This window comes from Bifidobacterium sp. UMB1197 (assembly GCF_030217745.1).
GTDB classification, from domain to species: Bacteria; Actinomycetota; Actinomycetes; order Actinomycetales; family Bifidobacteriaceae; genus Bifidobacterium; species Bifidobacterium vaginale_B.
This window is the reverse complement of record NZ_JASOOL010000001.1, coordinates 23,405-42,533: the sequence shown is the minus strand read 5'-3', so window position 1 is coordinate 42,533 and position 19,129 is coordinate 23,405. Positions and strand designations below refer to the sequence as shown.

The window sequence follows — 19,129 nt, the reverse complement described above, 5'->3', positions numbered from 1 at the left end:
TGTTTAATTGAATGTATGAAAAAACTTATTGAACAGGTTGTTAAATTTGGAATTGTAGGAATTATTGCGCTTATTATTGACGTGGCGCTGTTGAATCTACTGCTTCTTGTGCATCTTAATAACGTTGTTGCTGGAACAATATCTTTTATAATCTCGCTTATTTTTAACTACATTGCCAGCATGAAGTATGTGTTTAAGCATCGCGAAGACATGGCTCGCTGGATGGAGTTGCTGATTTTTGTTATTTCTGCGGTTATTGGTTTGCTTATTAACGATGCGATTATTTGGCTTAGCACGCTTGGGATGGCGCAAACTTTGCGCGGTACGGCGATTTACATGCTTCGCACAAACATAGGCAAGTTGATTGCCACTGTTGTTGTAGCTATATGGAATTTTGTTATTAGAAAGTGGCTTTTAGACGATACAAAGTCGCAAAAACCTGATTATGATGCCGCTAAAGATAACAGCTTTGCGCATAAGTTGGGCGAGTGGTCTTTAAATCACGCTCCAAAAGGCTGGAAGTAAGCTGGAAGTAGGTTTAGGGAAGATATGCCAGCTACGACTATTCATTTTGTGCGCCACGGAGAAGTGGAAAATCCGAATCACGTGCTTTACGAGCGTCTTCCAGGATTTCACTTATCTAATCGTGGCTTAAAAATGGCAAGTGCCACGGCACAATACATTGCAACTGTTCCACAAATGCGCACAATTAGTGCGATTTACTCGTCTCCTTTGGAGCGCACACAAGAAACTGCGCAGCAAATCGCAAATGCTTTGCAAATTGGCTCGATTATTTTAGACAATCGTTTAATCGAAGCGGAAAACAATTTTCGAGGGAAAAGAATCGGCTACGGCGAAGGCGCGTTGTGGAAAAACAACAATTGGAAGCTTGTGTCTAACTTGTGGAAGCCAAGTTGGGGAGAATCCTACAAGAGTATTGCTGCGCGCGTTGGCGATTTTGCGTGCGAGCAAGTGAAAAATCACCCAGGAGAGCAGATTATTGCCGTAACTCATGAATCGCCAATATGGTCTTATAGACACTTGCTAGAAACGGGTCACGCGGAGCATAATATGCTGCTTAGAAAAACAGCTTTGGCGTCGATTACGTCGATTACCTACGATTGCGAAAACATGAATGTGCTTTCCATCACATATGTGGATCCTGCGGCGCGTGTGCAGTAGAACGTGTGGAATAATAGGTAATAGATTATTTAAGATGTGGGCGAATCGCAAATGCGATTAACTAATAGACCTTGCGTTTGCGCTAACTCATTGCAAAGGAGCGTTCATGAGTGATTCTGTGGAAAAGCTGGATTCAAAAACCTTGAGTCTGCTTGAGTCTGCTGCAAAGACGGCCGTGGATTTAACAAAATTGTGGCCTTTAAAAGAAGCGCGACATTTAGATAATGATGCAAAATATTCGGAAAACCTTGAAGTTAGGGTTATTCATTCGATTGCCAGAATTCTTACGAATCTTGATGTTACTATTCCAGACGCAGAGTTTGTGTACGAAGGCGCGGACGAAATTCCGGGCCGCCCGCAAGAGATAGTTGACGCACTTTTGGCAGCAGCAAATGCCTACGACGATATGGATTTATGCTACGATCCAAACTATAGCGAGGCTCAAGAGGCGCTAGAAAACAACACGAATGATGTTAGCGCTATTCTTAGCAAACTTGAGACCAATGCTTATAAAGATGTTAATGCAATAAATAGCGCTGCAGATGCTTTGGGAGTTGCTGGAAATTGGAGCGTTGAAAGCTTGCAGAATGCGTTTAGTTGCGCAAAGAAAGAGTGTAATTTTTACGATTTACATCTTGTAGAAACGCAAAAAATTACGGCAATACTGTTTATTCTTAAAAGTCTTATTGAAAAAACTGGCGATATTTGCGAGACGTTGCCTATATTCTTGTACATAAACGAAGTGTGCGAGTTTGCTGGAGTTCCGCGAATGATGTTTAAAGACACTCAGTGGCGTGCGCTTGTAGATTGTGCAAAAAGTGGCGATGATGGCGCAAATGGCATGAGCGCACTGGTTGAATTTGCGTCTCCATTACTTGAGCGCGAGTGGGCAAAGCATAGGGAAGACGTTCTTTGGGATCCAGAAGAGGCTAAAAAACTTGCAAAAGAAGAAGACGACCGCAAGTCACGCGAAGCGTTGGCTGCTAAGTTTGCGCATGTGGAGGGGAATAAGGAATCAACTCAAGCGCTTGACTAGATAGGCACGTCCGTAACGCGCGGCACAATGGAACCTATGACTGATACAGAGGAAACTCAAATCGCTGCTAACGATGCAGCAAAATCCACTAAGCCGCAAATGCCAGAGCATGTTCGCGTGCGTTTTTGCCCTTCTCCAACTGGCACGCCTCACGTTGGCATGGTTCGTACTGCGCTATTTAATTGGGCGGAAGCGCGCCACACTCATGGCAAGTTGCTATTCCGCATTGAAGACACGGATAACGAGCGAGATAGCGAGGAAAGCTATCAGCAGATTATTGAGGCTCTTCGTTGGCTAAATATTGATTGGGACGAGGGCATTGATGTTGGCGGAGAAAATGGCCCTTACCGCCAGTCTCAGCGTATGGAGATTTATAAGGATGTAGCGCAAAAGCTTTTTGAAGCAGGATATGCTTACGAATCCTTCTCTACTCCAGAAGAGATTAAAGAGCGCAATATTGCTGCAGGTCGACCAGCTGAGTTTGGCTACGATGGATACGATCGCAACCTTACTGAGGAGCAGAAGCAAGCTTTCCGCGAGGAGGGCAGAAAGCCTGCACTTCGCTTAAAGATGCCAAATGAAGACATTACTTTTAACGATTTGATTCGTGGAGAAATCACTTTTAAAGCTGGATCTGTTCCAGATTATGTGATTGTGCGCCCGAATGGTGATCCACTTTACACGCTTACAAATCCTGTTGATGATGCATTGATGGATGTAAACGTTGTTTTGCGCGGTGAGGATATTCTTAGCTCTACACCTCGTCAGATTGTGCTTTACCGTTATCTTATGGAAATGGGTATTGCTAAAGAAACGCCACTTTACGGCCATATGCCTTATGTTATGGGCGAAGGTAAGAAGAAGCTTTCTAAGAGAGACCCTGAGTCCAACTTGTTCTTGCATAGAGATAACGGCTTTATTCCAGAAGGCTTGCTTAACTACTTGGCTTTGCTTGGCTGGTCGATTGCGCCTGATCGCGATGTGTTCTCTATGGACGAGATGATTGAAAAGTTTGATGTGCGAGACGTTAAGGCAAATCCTGCGCACTTTGACTTAGATAAGGCAATCTCCATTAATGCGGAGCATATTCGTATGCTTGATCCGCAAGACTTCTTGAATCGCTCTGTGCCTTACTTGCATAAGGATGGCGTTGTGAGCGCAGAAAGCTGGGATGCTTTGACTAGTCGCGAGCGCGAGGTGCTCACCGCTGCAGCTCCGCTTGTTCAGCCTCGCGTGCGCTTGCTTGGCGAGGTTGCTGGAATGGTTTCTAGCTTGTTAAGCGATGCAGCCTACATTGAGCCAGATGACGATGCGCGTAAGCAGCTTAAGGAATCTGCAGGTGAGGTGCTTGACGCTGCGATTGCTGCTTTAAAGAACGTTGAGGCTTCTGATTGGCATACGGATTCTTTGCACGAGCTTTTGAACAAGAAGCTTGTTGAAGAGGCCGGTTACAAGCCACGATTGGCGTTTGGCCCTGTGCGCGTGGCTCTTTCTGGACGCCGCGTTTCGCCGCCACTTTTTGAGTCAATGGAAATTATTGGCAAAGATGTGACTTTGGCGCGTTTGGCTGGTTTGCGCGAAAACCTGTAAAAGTGTAATCAAACTTAACGCGATTAATGCCCTCGCTTCTTGTGCTTTTGCACTTGGGTGAGGGCATTTTTGCATTTGATTTGTATTTGATTTGTATCTGCTGCGACACGCCGCGGTTGCATGTATTTGCGTTATGTTGTAAAGTCGACATTTGTTGCGTCAAGAGGCGTAGCAGATATAAATGAAGCCCCCGTCGTCTAGCGGCCTAGGACTACGCCCTCTCACGGCGCCAACACCGGTTCAAATCCGGTCGGGGGTACAAAGACGGAACGGTTCCAAGAGCCGCGACGCCTGCCAATTGGGGTATGGTGTAATTGGCAACACAGGTGATTCTGGTTCATCCATTCTTGGTTCGAGTCCAGGTACCCCAGCGAATAGCTCTCGTAGGACGAGGGCTTTTTCTTTTTCAACTTCCACGAATGAATCTCACTCAAATCTCACTCGAATCTTACGTGCCTCTTGTGCAAATCTCGTGCAAAACAAAAACCCCGAGCGGTTAGCTCGGGGTTAGAAAGAAGAGAAGAAGAGAGGTTCAGTTATTGGTGTAAATCGCTGCCTATTGCGATTTATTAGCTTTATGGTTTATATATAATCACCCTTTTCTTAAGGCAAATAGGTTATTGCCTTAAAGTTATCTTAAAATATTGTAAAAAATCGCCGTTTTTCCGCGTTTTGTTGATACGCCCGATGCTGTGCCGTATGCTTGAACTATGTTAGAAATTGCAGAATCTGATAAAAACGACTCTAAGATTTTGAAAAGTAGTCTAAACGGGCAAGAGTCTTCTCAAAATGCTAAGTCGTCAAGTTTTGCTAAGTCATCTAACGCATCTAAGTCATCTAATGCATCGGATTTGCCAAAGTTGCCAATGTCTGTTTCTGCAAGATTAGGTAAGTTGCAATTTCATCTTTCGGGAAAATTCCGTGTTTTACAGTTTGCGGATGTTCAAGATGCGCCAAAAATCAGTAAAGACACCATTAAGCTTATAGAGTCTGCATGCGATGCAGTTAAGCCAGATATTGTGATTTTTAGCGGAAATCAGATTGCTGGGTATGCTAAAGATTTTGCAAACACTTTTGTGCGTAGGCGCTGGGATGAGTCGCAAGATAACCGTGGAGTAGACGCTCGCAAGTCGCGTGAAAACGCTTTGCAAGATACGCGCAAAAAAGTCTTAGAGCATATTAAGCGCATGGTAAAGCCTTTAGAAGATCGATCAATTCCATGGGCATTAACGTACGGGAATCACGATTTTCAGTGCGGATTAAGCAACGCGGAGCTGGATTCTTTGTATCAAGAGTTTTCGGGCTGCTTGAATCGCCAGCAAACCGATGGGGAATTTTCTAGCGCATCTGCAATGTCTCTTCCAAAAAGCATTTTGCCAAAGCAAATCATATTTCCTTGCCAAGCGGGAACTTTTGCTCTGCCTGTTATGGATGTAAATCAAGAAAAAGTCGTATTTTCTATTGTTCTTGTAGACTCTGGCGACTACGAAAAGCGTGGTGGCTACGGAAGTCCTTCCAGCAAGGCACTTGACTTTTTAGCGGATTTGCCAAGCTTTTTGCCACCAAAATTCTGCGTTTTTCAGCATTTTCCGCTTCCGCAATACTACGATTTGCTGCGCGAAGTTTCTAAGGATTGCGCTGCTAAAGAACACGCAATCGAAGGATATAGGCGTTTTGCTGGAAAATATTACGCTTTAGACGATAATCGCGTTTTGCCAGATGGATATCTTGGAGAAGGCGTGAGCTGCCCAGACCAAGATAGTGGTGAATATAATATTTTGCAAAAGATTGGGGCCTTTGCTTTTTGCGCGGGGCACGATCACAGAAACGCGTTTGCGGGCAGGTGCGAGGATTCTGGCATACTTCTAATGGCCACTGCAACGTGCGGATTTGGGTCTTACGGGCCAGTGGCGTCTAAATGCGGCGCAAGGCTTCTTGAGTTTGACATTCGTCACCCTTATGAGCCTAGAACACAGATGCTAGAATTTGGCGATTTGGTTGGAAAAGCCTCATCTAAAAAGGCATACACGTATGGTTTAAACGCAGATTGCAGTCACGATTTGCCAGAAGTTGACTTATTGCAAAAGCCTTCACTTTTTGCAAGGATTTTAAGAAGATGGCGGTCTTTAGCTGCAAAGTAACGCGTGATTATGTAGCATTGGCGCAAATCTGAGCGCGATTGGCACGCATGTAGGTATTATAGTTATTAGTTTTAGTTGCAAACGAAAGAGGTAAATGTGTCTGCGCAAAACACGGCTGAACAGAACGAAAGTGGCGTTGGGGCTGCAGACGTTTTGCATGTAGAAGGTGGTAAGCCGCTTAACGGAACTATTAAAGTTCGTGGCGCAAAAAACTTTGTTAGCAAGGCAATGGTTGCCGCGCTCTTAGCTCCTGGAAAATCCGTGTTAAAGAATGTTCCAGAAATTAGGGATGTTCATGTTGTTTCGGATTTGCTTCGGTTGCATGGCGTAGATGTAAGCGTTGATGGCGCTGCAGGCGTTGTTAGCATTGACGCAAGCAAGGTTCAACTTGCAGACGTTGCAGACGTAGACACGCTATCGGGGTCTTCTCGTATTCCAATTCTGTTTTCTGGCCCGCTTCTTCATAGGCTTGGTGAGGCTTTTATTCCAGCGCTTGGTGGGTGCAATATTGGTGGGCGCCCTATAGATTTTCATCTTGAAACCTTGCGCAAGCTTGGCGCAAATGTAAATAAAGACCACGAAGATGGTATTCACATTACTGCTCCAAACGGCTTGCATGGCACCAAAATCCACCTTCCGTACCCTTCGGTTGGCGCTACGGAGCAGACGCTTCTTGCTGCCGTTCTTGCAGATGGCAAAACGGAGCTTTCGGGTGCTGCAATCGAGCCAGAGATTATGGATTTGGTGGCCGTTTTGCAAAAAATGGGCGCAATCATCTCTGTAGATGTTGATCGCACTTTTAGAATCGAAGGCGTAGATAAGCTTCAAGGCTACAACCACACTGCTTTAACCGATAGGATTGAGGCAGCATCTTGGGCTTCGGCGGCGCTTGCCACTCATGGAGATGTGTTTATTAAGGGCGCAACCCAGCCAGAGATGATGACATTCTTAAACGTTTTCCGCAAGGTTGGCGGCCAGTTTGACGTTGCAGATAACGGTATTCGATTCTGGCATCCAGGCGGAGATTTGCATCCAGTTGCTATTGAAACCGACGTTCATCCTGGTTTTATGACAGATTGGCAGCAGCCGCTTGTTGTTGCTTTAACGCAGGCTAAGGGCTTGAGCATTGTGCATGAAACGGTGTACGAGAATCGTTTTGGCTTTACAAAGCCTCTTGTGCAAATGGGTGCAATGATTCAGCTATATCGCGAGTGCCTAGGCTCTCTTCCATGCCGATTCCAGCAGCGCAATTACAAGCATTCTGCTGTTATTTTTGGGCCAACTCCTCTTACTGGTCAAGATATTGATGTTCCAGATTTGCGAGGCGGTTTTAGCCATCTTATTGCTGCTCTTACAGCTAAGGGGCCGTCTAACGTTAAGGGCATTTCGCTTATTGACCGCGGTTATGCAGATTTTAGAGGCAAGCTCACTGCTCTTGGTGCAGACATTGACTAGCAATGTGGATAACTTTTCCCTTATTTTTCTAGGGCTTTAATGGCTTTGGTACACATTTTCCTCTAAGTCTTTTCTTTGCATAAATTAGTGCATAGAGTTTAGCGCACAGGATTATTGTCGACGTGATTTTATGAAAGTGCGGAAAATATGGTTTGTGTGGGTGGAAAATATCAGCTGCTGGGAAAACTCGGTTCTGGCGGAACTTCTAGCGTGTATCTTGCTGTAGACACTGTTTTACACAAGCAGTGGGCTGTTAAAGAGACGTCTGCTGAGCATTTAGATAGCGATAAAAATGACTTGATTTTGCAGTCGCTTCGAGCGGAAGTGGAGGTTTTAAACCACTGCAATCATCCTTGTATTCCTAGAATCGTTGATTTTTTTAAAGAAAACGGCAGAGCATACGCTGTTCGCGATTATGTTGAAGGCTGTTCTTTAAAAACAATTATTGAGCAAAGTGGCGTTATTAGTCCTAGCCAAGTGTGCGTTTTAGGAATTAAGCTATGCGATTTATTGCAATACCTTCACTCGTTAAAGCCAGCTGTTATTTATTGCGATTTAAAACCTTCTAACGTTATGGTTTCTGGCGATTCCAGCGTGCATTTAATTGATTTTGGCTCCGCACTAGAACTTAAAAACGAAGATGGTGTTTTAGTGCAGCCAAGCCGATTTAAGCAAGATGCGCGTTTTGCAACGCAGGGATTTGCGGCTCCTGAGTTATTTGAGCAGGGCGCTAAAATCGGAGTTTTTACAGACGTTTATGCGCTTGGAGCAACGTTGTTTTATGCGCTTACGGGTAGGTGTTATTTAGAAGGATTTAAAGATTTAGGCCAAGCGCGTTTAGGCCAATCGCGTTTAGGACAATCGCATCCGCTTACTAACTTCGATTTAACTAAGAGTGATTCTGCTAGTGGCGTTAATGCTGTTTTGATGCGCGCTTTGGCAAATAATCCAAAGGATCGGTACGAAGATTGCGCGGAGTTTGCGCAAGCGTTAAAAGATTGTTTAGAAGATTTAGAGTTTGGCGTAAAAATCGAGTCAAATACGGAAGAGTCGGGGCTGGTTTTGCGCAAAAGAGGGCGTGCAAAAGGCGGTAAACAAAATGTTGGCAAAAGACATAAGAAAAATGGTGTGCAAAGTGGAAAGAAAAATATTGTTAAGATTGTTTGCTGCGCATTAATGGCACTTATTGGGTGTGTTGTGTTTGTATTTGCTTGCAAATCCGTAATAACAGTTAAAAGTAAGCAAACGCAAAGCCAGAAGAGTGCGTATGTAAAAAATGGCAATATCGCTGCAAAAAACAAGAACGCGTCTGCAACAACAAGTAGAGCGCAAGAATATAAGCAATACATGGTTAAAGCTGCAAAGTCAACAGATTCTAAACAGGTTGTTGAATACGTTGATAAGGCTATGGCTTTGCAAATCAAACTTTTTAATGCAAATGTTCAGCCTATATCTATTCAGCCAGCGCTGCGACTTTTAGTAAACCAGATTGAAGATTTTAGGTGGAACGCAAGCGAAAGAGAAGATTTTACGGCGTTTGTTGATAAGTACAAGTCAACGCTTAAAAAATCCGAAGACTGGTATGAGCTGTGCCTGTCTGTAGGCAAAGCGTATTGGTATTATGCGGCTAAAGACGAAGAAGCGCCAATAAATGCAAACAGAAAAGAGCGCATAGAGCAATCTGCTAAGTGGTTTGCAGAGGCGCTAAAAGGAGTTAAATCAAAGGATTATGAATCTGCGTTAATGTATTCTACGCTTGGCAGCGGTTACTTGGATTTTGCAAATTATACGCAAGGAAAAGAAAAGCCCAAGGCGCGAGAGTACGCTGCAAAATTGCGCACTTTTATTGAAAACGCAAAGAAAAACGAAAATGAGATTGTAAAAATCGATGCAAGCGAGATTGCGTTTGAGTCGCTAAATAAGTGGAGCGCTCAGTTTAAGGCAGATGGTGTAAATCAAGATATTGTTGAAAAGATTTTTGACGATGCGTTGGATTTGGCGCGGTCTTTAAAGTCGCAAAATAAGAACGTTGATGGCAGAGTTAAGCAGATAATAGGCCAGGCGGATTCGCTAATCGACTCTGTTGAAAACACATTCGATAACAGCGGTGCCTAGGATTTAATGACTTCACCAAGCGAGGTAGAGAAAAGAAAAAGCCCACTGCGGTGGAATGAATGCAGTGGGCTTAGTGGAGCTAATGGTAATCGAAACCACGACCTCTTCGATGCGAACGAAGCGCTCTACCAACTGAGCTATAGCCCCAATGTTTTACACAACTCTGCACACTGTACTACAAAATGTGTAAAAGTACAACGCTAGCAGCGTGGGAGTGTTGTAAAACGTTGCTAATCCTTTGGTCAATCCTGCTGCGATTTGCCTTCCAAGCGCTTTTTAGCTTTGTTGGCAGAGTGAGCTTTGTAAAGTCCAATAAAAGTTGGAACAAGAGAAATCAGCAAAATCGCAACTATAACAAGCTCAAAATTCTTTTGAACAAAAGGAATGTTTCCAAAGAAGTATCCGAGAAGAGTAAAAAGCGACGACCAGACTACTCCGCCAAGAATAGAAAACGGCGTAAAACGAGTCCAGCGCATGCCAGAAATGCCCGAAATAAACGGCATAAATGTGCGGATAAACGGGAAGAATCTGCCTAAGAATACGGCGATTGGCCCCCACTTATCTATCATCTTTTCTGTTTTAGCAATGCGCTCAGGTGTTAGGGCTTTAACTTTGCCAGATTCAACGATTCGTCTGCCAAAAAAGTGGCCAATAAAGTAGTTGCATTGGTCGCCAATAATAGGCGCAAGCCAAACAACGGCGAGCAAAATCGCAAGTGGAAGCGAGCTTTTACCCGTTGTGGAATCTGGGGCTGCAAAGAATCCAGCTGCAAAAAGCAAGGAGTCGCCAGGTAAGAATGGGAAGAACACAACACCAGTTTCAATAAAGATGATTAGAAAGATTAGTCCTAGTGCTGGGGCGGTTCCCATAGCAATCCAGCCAGCTATAGCAGAGCGTGGATCTTTAAGAAGGTTAAGAATAAAGTGAATAAAACCCATGTACGTACCTAAATCTATTTGTGATTGCGCATTTTGCTACAATCGCGTGGAGTAACCATTATATTGCACACTTTAGATAGGGGAATGTGCCTGGTAAGGTATTCATTAAGTGTTTAGCGCGTTAAAGGAGAGTGCAAGAGATGGATCAGCGTAAAGCAAACGCAAATGCTAACGCAGATAAAACCCTTGAATCACCTAGCGAATTGGAGTCGGAGCTATCTATAGCCGATATTTCCAAACGCCACTCAAATCCTAAACGTTGGGTGTTGTATTTTGCGATTCTTCTTGTAGCGATTGTTGTTCCATACTGGGTGGGTAGAACTTTGGCGGTTCAACACACGGCTTGGGTTGTTAAGAATTTTTCTGGCCTATCTGCTCAAGGTGTTGTGTTTATTGCTTGGGTTACAACTGTTGCAACAGCTACGGCTTTAGCAATGGCACTAATTGAGTCCAGCAAATGGTTGTGGCGCTTTTTGTTTGTTGTTTTTCTAACGATTGAACAGTTTATTAGCGGGTTATGCCTGCTTCGCTTAAGCTTTTGGTATTCAACGTACGTGGTTTATGGTGCTTTTAGTGGACTTGCAAATGCTGCAAATCTTGGAATAATCTCTGCTGGATTTGGTGTTGCCATTTATGCGATTCTGTTTGTTGGATTGCTTGTAGTAGTTCCTAAAAAGTCGCGATTAAACGTTTTGACTCGCAGTTGGGCTTCGTTCATAATGTTTTACGCTATTGAAGTTCTGGCGATTCTTGTGGTGATTTTTGGCGGATTTATAACGGCTATGTAGCCTTTATAAGCTTGTTTGGGCATAGTTGTAACATTGAAACTCGGCGTGTAACGCCCGCGGATTTGCAAGCGCTGCATTAAAGGATGCGGCACCGCGCAGTAATTATATAAGGAGGACGCCGTGGCATTAACGGCTGAAGATAAGAAGAACATTATCAACGAATACGCAACGCACGAGGGTGACACGGGTTCCCCAGAGGTTCAGGTTGCTTTGCTCAGCAAGCGCATCTCCGACCTTACCGATCACTTGAAGGAGCACAAGCATGATCACCACTCTCGTCGTGGTATGATGCTCATGATTGGTGATCGTCGCCGTCTTCTTGATTACTTGAAGCGCGTAGACATCAACCGCTATCGTTCTTTGATTGATCGACTCGGATTGCGTCGATAAGTCTTTTTGCCCGGGCATAAGCTCGGGCTTTTGTATTTATGCGGTTGTGTTTATGCATACTATTTATTAAGTCCTAGTTTATTTAGCGGGTTTGAAGTAGAATTAAAAAGCTTGATTAAATGGCTGATTAAATAGATGAATTTAAGATTTAAAGTGATTTTAGATTAGTGATTTAAAGCGATTTTAGATTGAAGATTTAAGCGATTTAGTTTTAGTGAATTCTTAAGTTTGTAGGATTTATAACTGAAGAATAAAACATAATTGAATATGGATGATTGAAGTAACCGAAACAAAAAACTACGAAATGTTGGTTATGCATTTTGCAAAGATTCGCGCGGATGTTAGGTAAAGGTAACAAAAAAGCGGGTCTGCCAATGACGACGCATGTTGGTTGATTAGGTAAGTTAGAAAAGGAGGAACCCGTGGAGGGTCCCGAAATTAAGGCTGTAGAAGCCGTTATTGATAATGGTTCATTTGGAAAGCGCACGCTGCGTTTTGAAACAGGTCGCCTCGCTCAGCAGGCTGACGGTGCTGTTGCCGCATACTTGGATGACGATTCCATGATTTTGTCGACGACGACTGCAGGGTCTAGTCCAAAAGAAAACTACGATTTCTTCCCGTTGACTGTGGATGTGGAAGAAAAAATGTACGCTGCTGGTAAGATTCCAGGATCTTTCTTCCGCAGGGAAGGCCGCCCATCAAATGAGGCAACGCTTGCGTGCCGTATTATTGACCGCCCGTTGCGTCCACTTTTCCCACACACTTTGCGTAACGAAGTGCAGGTTGTAGAGACGATTTTGGCGATTAATCCAGATGACGCCTACGATGTTATTGCTTTAAACGCTGCATCTGCATCTACTATGATTTCTGGTCTTCCATTTGAAGGCCCAGTTTCTGGCGTTCGTTTGGCTTTGATTGATGGCCAGTGGGTTGCATTCCCTCGTTGGAGCGAACGCGAACGCGCTGTGTTTGAAATTGTTGTGGCTGGTCGCGTTATTGAAAATGGCGACGTTGCTATTGCAATGATTGAAGCAGGCGCTGGAAAGAATGCTTGGAATTTGATTTACAACGAAGGTCAAATCAAGCCAGATGAGGAAGTTGTAGCTGGAGGCTTAGAAGCCGCAAAGCCGTTTATTAAGGTTATTTGCGAAGCGCAAAATGAGTTGAAGCGCATTGCGTCTAAGGAAACCAAGGAATTCCAGCTGTTCCCAGAGTACACGGATGAGCTTTATGCAAGAATCGATGAGATTGCTCATGCAGATTTGAACGAAGCTCTTTCGATTGCAGAAAAGCTTCCACGCCAAGACCGCATTGCGGAAATTAAGGAAGGCGTGCGCGAGGCGATTGCGCAAGAGTTTACCGATATGGACGATGAAGAAAAAGAAAAGGAGCTTGGTAACGCCTTTAAGGAGTTGCAGCGCCAGATTGTTCGTCGTCGTATTTTGACGGAAGATTACCGCATTGATGGCCGTGGCTTGCGCGATATTCGTACGCTTAGTGCCGAAGTAGATATTGTTCCACGCGTTCACGGTTCTGCGCTCTTCCAGCGCGGCGAAACCCAGATTTTGGGCGTAACCACTTTGAACATGCTTAAGATGGAGCAGCAGGTGGATGCGCTTTCTGGCCCACAGACCAAGCGCTACATGCACAACTACGAGATGCCTCCATACTCCACTGGCGAAACGGGCAGAGTTGGATCCCCTAAGCGTCGCGAGATTGGCCATGGTGCTTTGGCAGAGAAGGCTTTGGTGCCAGTTTTGCCAAGTCGCGAAGAGTTCCCATATGCTATTCGTCAGGTATCGGAAGCTATTGGTTCCAATGGTTCTACGTCTATGGGATCTGTGTGCGCTTCTACGCTTTCCCTGCTTGCTGCTGGCGTGCCTTTAAAGGCTCCAGTTGCCGGTATTGCTATGGGCTTGGTTTCGGGAGACGTTGATGGCAAGCACATCTTTAAGACTTTAACCGATATTCTTGGCGCAGAAGATGCGTTTGGAGATATGGACTTTAAGGTTGCTGGTACATCTGAATTCATCACCGCTTTGCAGCTTGATACAAAGCTTGATGGCATTCCAGCAGACATTTTGGCTGCCGCTTTGCAGCAGGCTCACGAGGCTCGCACTACTATTCTTGAAGTGATTAACGAGTGCATCGACTGCCCAGCAGAGATGAGCCCATTTGCTCCACGCATTATTACAACTACGATTCCTGTAGATAAGATTGGCGAAGTGATTGGCCCTAAGGGCAAGATGATTAACCAGATTCAAGAAGAAACTGGTGCCGAGATTGCTATTGAAGACGATGGTACCGTTTACATTTCTTCCGAAGGTGGCGAAGCTGCCGAGAAGGCTAAGGAAATCATTGATTCCATTGCAAATCCACGTATTCCAAAGGCTGGAGAAACCTTTACGGGCAAGGTTGTTAAAACAACAAGCTTTGGTGCGTTTGTTAATTTGACGCCTGGAAGCGACGGCTTGTTGCATATTTCTCAGATTCGTAACCTTGCTAACGGTGAGCGCATTGACACCGTTGAAGATGTGCTTAAAGAGGGAGATACCGTAGAAGTAATCGTGCAAAGCGTAGATGAGCGCGGCAAGATTTCTTTGGCAATCCCAGGTTTTGAAAATCAAGAGTCTTCGGCGCCAGCACCTCGCGAAAATCGCGGACGCGGGCCACGCGAAGATAGGGATGATAGGGATGATCGCAGAAGCGACCGTAGGCGTGCTCCTCGTGAAGATAGGGAAGATCGCGAAGATAGAGACGATCGCCCTCGCCGCCGCAGTGTTCGCGACGACCGCGATTCGCGCTACGACGACAGGGATAATCGTTCTGATCGTTCTGATCGTTCCAGCCGCTACGATGACCGCTCTTCTAGAAGAGATGATCGCAGAAGTGATCGCTACGATAACAACGATTATGAAGACCGTCCACGTAGGCGTGCTCCTCGCGACGACCGCGATTCGCGCTATGACGACAGAGGCGATAATACGAGCGAACGTTCCGACCGCTCCGACGATCGCGCAGAACGCCCTCGCCGCAGCTCGGATCGCCGAGTGAGCGACCGCAACCTGCGCTACGCTGCAGATGACGACCACTACGATGAGTACCGCGCTGCACGCGAGGAGCGCGCAGAACGCCCTCGCCGCAGAATCCGCCGCGATTTTGACCCATTTGACGAGGATTAATTTAAATAGGTTAATCGCAAGTCAAATGCAAGCGAGTAATCGCTTAACGTAATCGCTTAACGTAATTGCGTAATCATATAAAATAAAAGATCTAAATGCCTTCAAGTTGCTTTTGCGCTTGGGGGCATTTTGAAACAGTTTTTAAAACACTTGAACAGGAGCAAAAATGGCCATGAATCGCACTCTAGGATCGTTTAATACCACGGCTATTGGCTTTGGCGAGATGCCTCTAACGATTGAAAACAATCTTGGGCACAGTATGGGCATTGAAACAATCCACGCAGCTTTAAACGCGGGTTGTACGCATATAGATACGGCGTGGGCGTATTACTGTTCGGGTGGCGAGGAGCAAACTGGCGAAAAGCTTGTGCGCGAGGCGTTGGAAAGCTGGAATGGAGACAAATCTTCAATTCTTGTTGCAACAAAAGTCGGTCACTTCCGCAACTTTACAGACGGAAAGCCAACGTGGGGTAAAGATGGAAAGCCAGAGCATTTGATTGCTCACGCTAAAGAGTCGGCAATGGCTCTTGGAGTAGACACTATTGATTTGCTTTACTTCCACAGGCCAGATCCGCAAGTTCCATACAACGAGTCGATTGAGGCAATGCAACAGTTGCTCGATGAGGGTGTTGCGCGCGAAATCGGCATTTCTAACGCGTCTGTTGAGCAAATTGACATTGCGCGCAAGATTTTAGGAAGCAAGTTAGTGGCTGTGCAAAATCAGTATTCGCCAGTGCATTTAGAAAACGAAGACACGTTGCAATATTGCAAGAAGCTTGGAATTGCGTTTGTTTGCTGGAGTCCACTTGGTGGATTCCGTCACCCGTACGATGAGCATCTTTTTGATCCGTTCCGTAAAGTGGCAAATGATCACAAAGTTAGCTATCAGCAGGTTGTTTTGGCTTGGGAACTTGCCAAGGGCAGCAACGTTTTTGTTATTCCAGGAGCGCATAGGCCAGCAACGATTTTAGACAGCTTAAAGGCTGCAGATTTGCAATTAAGCGACGAAGAATTAGCTTATTTAGGCTAGTTGATTTGGATTAGTCTGTTGCATTAATGCATTAAATGGTACAAAAATGGTACAAAACGAAAGCGAATAATATGCAAGAAACTAGCGTAGCAGGAATGCCACTTGCGCACGAAGATGAAGACGGCCTGCCAATTCCAGTAACAATTCCAGTGCCATTAGGCTCGCGCGCGCACGCCGTTTTTACAACGCGTTTGGGCGGAATTTCCGAAGGCGCGTTTGCTTCGCTTAACTTAGGCGGCAAGGCTGGAGACGACTTTAAATCCGTGTTTAGCAATCGTTGCGCTTTGCAACGCGCGCTTAAAGCCGACTTGTGCCTTGTTAGCCAAGTTCACGGCAATAGCGTATTTGATGCAGACGAAATAGTTGATTCGTGGGATACGTCGTATGGCTTTGATGCCACAGGTTTTGCGGATTCTCAATTGCAAATTGAAGCAGATGCGCAAGTTTCAACTGCTTGTTCGCTTGCTTTAGGAATGTTTGCTGCCGACTGCTTGCCAGTTTTGCTTGCAGATAGCGAGTCGGGAGTAGTTGCTGCAGCGCATTGCGGCCGCAAAGGCTTAATGGCTGGAGTGCTTGATTCGGTTATTGAAGCAATGTGCAAAAAGGGCGCTAATCGTTCTAGCATAACTGCTGTTTTGGGGCCATGCATTTGTGGCGATTGCTACGAAGTTGGAGAAGAAATAGCGTGCGACTTTGAGCGGCGCTACCCGCAGACTGCAACGCGTACGCGATTTGGCGGCGTTGGAATTGATATTGCGCAAGCTGCTCGCATTGATTTAGCGCTGGCAGGAGTTGCAAACGTTGTGGAGGCTTTGCCGCGCGTTACTGCCGCCACGCAATATTTGGCTAAAGACGAGGAATTGCAAACTATTTGTAAGGTAGATGGCGAAGGCGAAGCGCTGGAAAATCGCCTGCAGGCGTTGCAAAACCCAATGTGTACGCTGGAAAATCCACTCTGGTATTCACACAGGCGCGCGGGTCTTGCAGGAAAATCGCACGAAGGCAGAATGTTAGCGTTAGTTATAAAAGACAAGTAGAGCTACGAATGGAAGCATTATGACGAAAATTAACGTAGTGATTTCTGGATTTGGACCATACGAGGATTTAAGCATAAACCCATCGTATGAGGTTCCGCTAGCTCTTGAGCACGCCAAAAATGGCGACTTAGAGTCGGATTTTGGCCTTCCAGAAGACGTTGAAATCAAAGTAAAATCTGTAATGTTGCCAATCAGCTTTGCAAACGCTTGGCCGCAGCTTCTAGATACGATTAATGCGCAAGACGCGGATATTGTGATTGCAACGGGCGTAAAACATGCGGCTCGCGGAGTGCAGCTAGAACGATGCGCCACAAACATTATGGATGCAAACAAGCCAGACGTGGATAATCGCACGCCGCAAAGCGTACAAATCGTTGAAAATGGTCCTGCTGCGTATTGGACGAGGCTGCCGCTAAGAATGATTTTAAATGATTTTGCTCACAGCGGGATTGCGTCTACGCTAAGTTCGGATGCAGGCACGTATGTTTGCAATTCGTTGTTTTACAGGCTTCTGGATTGGGCGTCGAATAACTCCCAAAAGCGCATAATTGCTGGGTTTGTAAGTTTTCCGCCAGTGGTTGCTCTACATGATGCACGCCACGGGCTGCCATTGGATGCGCAAATCAAAGCTGGTAAAAGCATAATTTGCGAAGCCGTAAAGTACTATATGAAGCCTTCGTCCTTAAGCATATTGCTAGAATAGTTTGCTCGACACGCCCGAGTGTTTTAGCGACTAAAGTGATAGCGTTATTGCTGATGGAGTGTGCACGATAGTAGAGTCGTGCGGGGGTTTGTGAAAGGAATAAACATGGTGCCAGATCGTTTCCCAACTGCTTTGCGCGGGTACGACAAAGATAAAGTCAACGAAGCCTTTACTAACTATGAACGAACAATATCTCGCCTGCGCGAACAGGTGCGTTCTAGTGATGAATCAATTTTGCAATTGCAGGCACAATTGCAAGAAGAAAAAAATAATGTAAAACGCGCAAAAAGCGGTAATACTTTTGCATCTTTGGGTGCAAATGCGCAACAATTACTGGCGTCTGCAGAGCAAACGAGTGCGCAGCTAATTGAGCGTGCAAAGCAAGACGCTGCGTCGATTAAAAAAACGGCTCAGGCTCAGGCTGGAACTTTGCTGAACAATGCGAAGTTAGATGCGGAGCATTTGCTGCAAGAAGCGCAAACCAAGGCAGATACGCTGCTTTCTACGGCAAGCAATAAGGCAAATCAGATGACAAGCGCTGCAAAAGAGGATTCGGAGCGTTTGCGCGAAACAACGGGTAAAGATGTTGCGGCGCAAAAAGATGCTGCAGCGCTAGAAATCAACAATGCGCGCGAAGAGCATGCAAAGAAGATGGCTTCCGAAAAGTCTGAACAAGAGCGAGCAATCGCACAGTTAAAGGCGGATGCGGCGCAAAAAATTGCGGAGCAGAGATCGGCTGCAAACGCGGAAATTGCCCATGCTAAAGCAGAAACGAATGATCAGATTGAATCAGCTTTGGCAGAGGCGAATAAGAAGCTTGCAGATATGCAAGAGCGCGCAACAAAGATGATGGCGGATGCTCAGCGTAAGGCTGGAGAAATCACGGATGCGGCTGCGGCAAAGGCTCAAGAGATTGCGGACGAAGCGCAAATTGAGCGCACGCGCACGCTAAGCCAGGTTAGTGCAGAAGTTGAGCAAATTAGAAACGACATTGCGGCTCAGCAAGAAGAGGCCACAAAAAAGGTGAACGAGCTTATTTCTGGGCTAAAAGAGCGCGAGCGTGCTGCGCAAGAAGAGGCGGATGCGCTTGTTGCGCGAGCCAAGACGGTGCATCAAGATGCGGATGATTATGCGGCTCAGGCGCATAAGGATGCGGATGCTCAGGCGGCGCAAATTGTTCGCAAAGCAATGCAAGATGCAACGGCTCAGGTGGAGGAGCGCAGGGCGGCGGCTCAGCAGGAGCTTGATGGCATGACGGCGCGCTTAACGCAGCTTCAGCATAGGGAGGCGCAAATCACGCAGCGCGTTACCGAGCTTAGGTCTCTGTTTGCAAATGCATTCTCGGGGTTTGACTTTGGAGATGCTGCTGGAGTGCAAGGGGGGTCTGGCGATTCTAGTGATTCTGCAGATGATGATGCTTCGGAGCATAGAGATGTTGATGCTCAAAAGCAAGCTAGAAAAGACGCTCAGGCTCAAGTTGAAGAGGCGATTGCGCAGGAGTCGTGAGCTGTACTGCGTGATTTGTGATTTGGCTGCGTGATT

15 protein-coding genes and 3 tRNA genes are annotated in these 19,129 nt (G+C 45.8%); 16 read left to right on the top strand and 2 right to left on the bottom strand.

All coding sequences use genetic code 11. The features are described 5' to 3' along the window. The first annotated feature begins 15 nt into the window (after nucleotides 1-15). The 9 genes from QP420_RS00180 (at nucleotide 16) to QP420_RS00140 (ending at nucleotide 9,519) form a co-directional block, all read left to right on the top strand. Nucleotides 16-525: a GtrA family protein gene (locus QP420_RS00180; protein ID WP_415688896.1), complete on the top strand. Its 510-nt coding sequence runs from the start codon at nucleotides 16-18 to the stop codon at nucleotides 523-525. Nucleotides 526-549: 24 nt separating this feature from the next. Beyond that, nucleotides 550-1,182: a histidine phosphatase family protein gene (locus QP420_RS00175; RefSeq protein WP_481616247.1), complete on the top strand. Its 633-nt coding sequence runs from the start codon at nucleotides 550-552 to the stop codon at nucleotides 1,180-1,182. 106 nt (nucleotides 1,183-1,288) lie between these two features. Then, nucleotides 1,289-2,218 carry a hypothetical protein gene (locus tag QP420_RS00170; RefSeq protein WP_481616246.1) on the top strand — a complete coding sequence of 310 codons (930 nt, stop codon included), beginning with the start codon at nucleotides 1,289-1,291 and terminating at the stop codon, nucleotides 2,216-2,218. A gap of 27 nt (nucleotides 2,219-2,245) precedes the next feature. Beyond that, a complete protein-coding gene (gene gltX / locus QP420_RS00165) occupies nucleotides 2,246-3,808 on the top strand; it encodes a glutamate--tRNA ligase (RefSeq protein ID WP_481616245.1) in 1,563 nt (520 codons plus the stop codon). 186 nt (nucleotides 3,809-3,994) lie between these two features. After that, nucleotides 3,995-4,067, top strand: a tRNA-Glu gene (locus tag QP420_RS00160). A 40-nt stretch (nucleotides 4,068-4,107) separates the two neighbouring features. Next, nucleotides 4,108-4,179, top strand: a tRNA-Gln gene (locus QP420_RS00155). Between the two features lie 339 nt (nucleotides 4,180-4,518). Beyond that, on the top strand, nucleotides 4,519-5,949 hold the full coding sequence (locus QP420_RS00150; protein WP_481616244.1) for a metallophosphoesterase: 1,431 nt from the start codon (nucleotides 4,519-4,521) through the stop codon (nucleotides 5,947-5,949). A gap of 96 nt (nucleotides 5,950-6,045) precedes the next feature. Then, nucleotides 6,046-7,404 (top strand): UDP-N-acetylglucosamine 1-carboxyvinyltransferase, encoded by a 1,359-nt coding sequence (gene murA, locus QP420_RS00145; RefSeq protein ID WP_060787120.1) that lies wholly within the window; start codon nucleotides 6,046-6,048, stop codon nucleotides 7,402-7,404. 147 nt (nucleotides 7,405-7,551) lie between these two features. Continuing rightward, nucleotides 7,552-9,519, top strand: a complete 1,968-nt coding sequence (locus QP420_RS00140; protein WP_481616243.1) for a serine/threonine protein kinase — start codon at nucleotides 7,552-7,554, stop codon at nucleotides 9,517-9,519. 74 nt (nucleotides 9,520-9,593) lie between these two features. Here the strand turns inward: QP420_RS00140 and QP420_RS00135 are convergent. Both QP420_RS00135 and QP420_RS00130 read right to left on the bottom strand, forming a co-directional pair. After that, nucleotides 9,594-9,666 (bottom strand) — tRNA-Ala (locus QP420_RS00135). 95 nt (nucleotides 9,667-9,761) lie between these two features. Further along, nucleotides 9,762-10,457 (bottom strand): DedA family protein, encoded by a 696-nt coding sequence (locus tag QP420_RS00130; protein ID WP_060787122.1) that lies wholly within the window; start codon nucleotides 10,455-10,457, stop codon nucleotides 9,762-9,764. Nucleotides 10,458-10,597: 140 nt separating this feature from the next. Between QP420_RS00130 and QP420_RS00125 the strand changes: the two genes are divergently transcribed. From QP420_RS00125 to QP420_RS00095, 7 genes are all read left to right on the top strand, one after another. Next, on the top strand, nucleotides 10,598-11,245 hold the full coding sequence (locus QP420_RS00125; RefSeq protein ID WP_060787123.1) for a hypothetical protein: 648 nt from the start codon (nucleotides 10,598-10,600) through the stop codon (nucleotides 11,243-11,245). Between the two features lie 120 nt (nucleotides 11,246-11,365). Further along, on the top strand, nucleotides 11,366-11,635 hold the full coding sequence (rpsO, locus tag QP420_RS00120) for a 30S ribosomal protein S15 (RefSeq protein ID WP_004131651.1): 270 nt from the start codon (nucleotides 11,366-11,368) through the stop codon (nucleotides 11,633-11,635). Nucleotides 11,636-12,057: 422 nt separating this feature from the next. After that, complete coding sequence (locus tag QP420_RS00115; protein WP_481616242.1) at nucleotides 12,058-14,817, top strand: polyribonucleotide nucleotidyltransferase; 2,760 nt, start codon at nucleotides 12,058-12,060, stop codon at nucleotides 14,815-14,817. 166 nt (nucleotides 14,818-14,983) lie between these two features. Continuing rightward, on the top strand, nucleotides 14,984-15,847 hold the full coding sequence (locus tag QP420_RS00110; protein ID WP_415688915.1) for an aldo/keto reductase: 864 nt from the start codon (nucleotides 14,984-14,986) through the stop codon (nucleotides 15,845-15,847). Nucleotides 15,848-15,918: 71 nt separating this feature from the next. Then, nucleotides 15,919-16,884: a purine nucleoside phosphorylase YfiH/LACC1 family protein gene (locus QP420_RS00105; protein ID WP_415695615.1), complete on the top strand. Its 966-nt coding sequence runs from the start codon at nucleotides 15,919-15,921 to the stop codon at nucleotides 16,882-16,884. 19 nt (nucleotides 16,885-16,903) lie between these two features. After that, on the top strand, nucleotides 16,904-17,587 hold the full coding sequence (locus tag QP420_RS00100) for a pyroglutamyl-peptidase I (RefSeq protein ID WP_060787208.1): 684 nt from the start codon (nucleotides 16,904-16,906) through the stop codon (nucleotides 17,585-17,587). Nucleotides 17,588-17,692: 105 nt separating this feature from the next. After that, on the top strand, nucleotides 17,693-19,093 hold the full coding sequence (locus QP420_RS00095; RefSeq protein WP_060787207.1) for a coiled-coil domain-containing protein: 1,401 nt from the start codon (nucleotides 17,693-17,695) through the stop codon (nucleotides 19,091-19,093). Nucleotides 19,094-19,129: the final 36 nt, after the last annotated feature.

Excerpts from the sequence above, each read along its gene's own strand:
- QP420_RS00180 (WP_415688896.1), top strand. The coding sequence starts at position 16 with ATGAAAAAACTTATTGAACAGGTTGTTAAATTTGGAATTGTAGGAATT.
- QP420_RS00175 (WP_481616247.1), top strand. The coding sequence starts at position 550 with ATGCCAGCTACGACTATTCATTTTGTGCGCCACGGAGAAGTGGAAAAT.
- QP420_RS00170 (WP_481616246.1), top strand. The coding sequence starts at position 1,289 with ATGAGTGATTCTGTGGAAAAGCTGGATTCAAAAACCTTGAGTCTGCTT.
- gltX (WP_481616245.1), top strand. The coding sequence starts at position 2,246 with ATGGAACCTATGACTGATACAGAGGAAACTCAAATCGCTGCTAACGAT.
- QP420_RS00150 (WP_481616244.1), top strand. The coding sequence starts at position 4,519 with ATGTTAGAAATTGCAGAATCTGATAAAAACGACTCTAAGATTTTGAAA.
- QP420_RS00140 (WP_481616243.1), top strand. The coding sequence starts at position 7,552 with ATGGTTTGTGTGGGTGGAAAATATCAGCTGCTGGGAAAACTCGGTTCT.
- QP420_RS00130 (WP_060787122.1), bottom strand. The coding sequence starts at position 10,457 with ATGGGTTTTATTCACTTTATTCTTAACCTTCTTAAAGATCCACGCTCT.
- QP420_RS00125 (WP_060787123.1), top strand. The coding sequence starts at position 10,598 with ATGGATCAGCGTAAAGCAAACGCAAATGCTAACGCAGATAAAACCCTT.
- QP420_RS00110 (WP_415688915.1), top strand. The coding sequence starts at position 14,984 with ATGGCCATGAATCGCACTCTAGGATCGTTTAATACCACGGCTATTGGC.
- QP420_RS00105 (WP_415695615.1), top strand. The coding sequence starts at position 15,919 with ATGCAAGAAACTAGCGTAGCAGGAATGCCACTTGCGCACGAAGATGAA.
- QP420_RS00100 (WP_060787208.1), top strand. The coding sequence starts at position 16,904 with ATGACGAAAATTAACGTAGTGATTTCTGGATTTGGACCATACGAGGAT.
- QP420_RS00095 (WP_060787207.1), top strand. The coding sequence starts at position 17,693 with ATGGTGCCAGATCGTTTCCCAACTGCTTTGCGCGGGTACGACAAAGAT.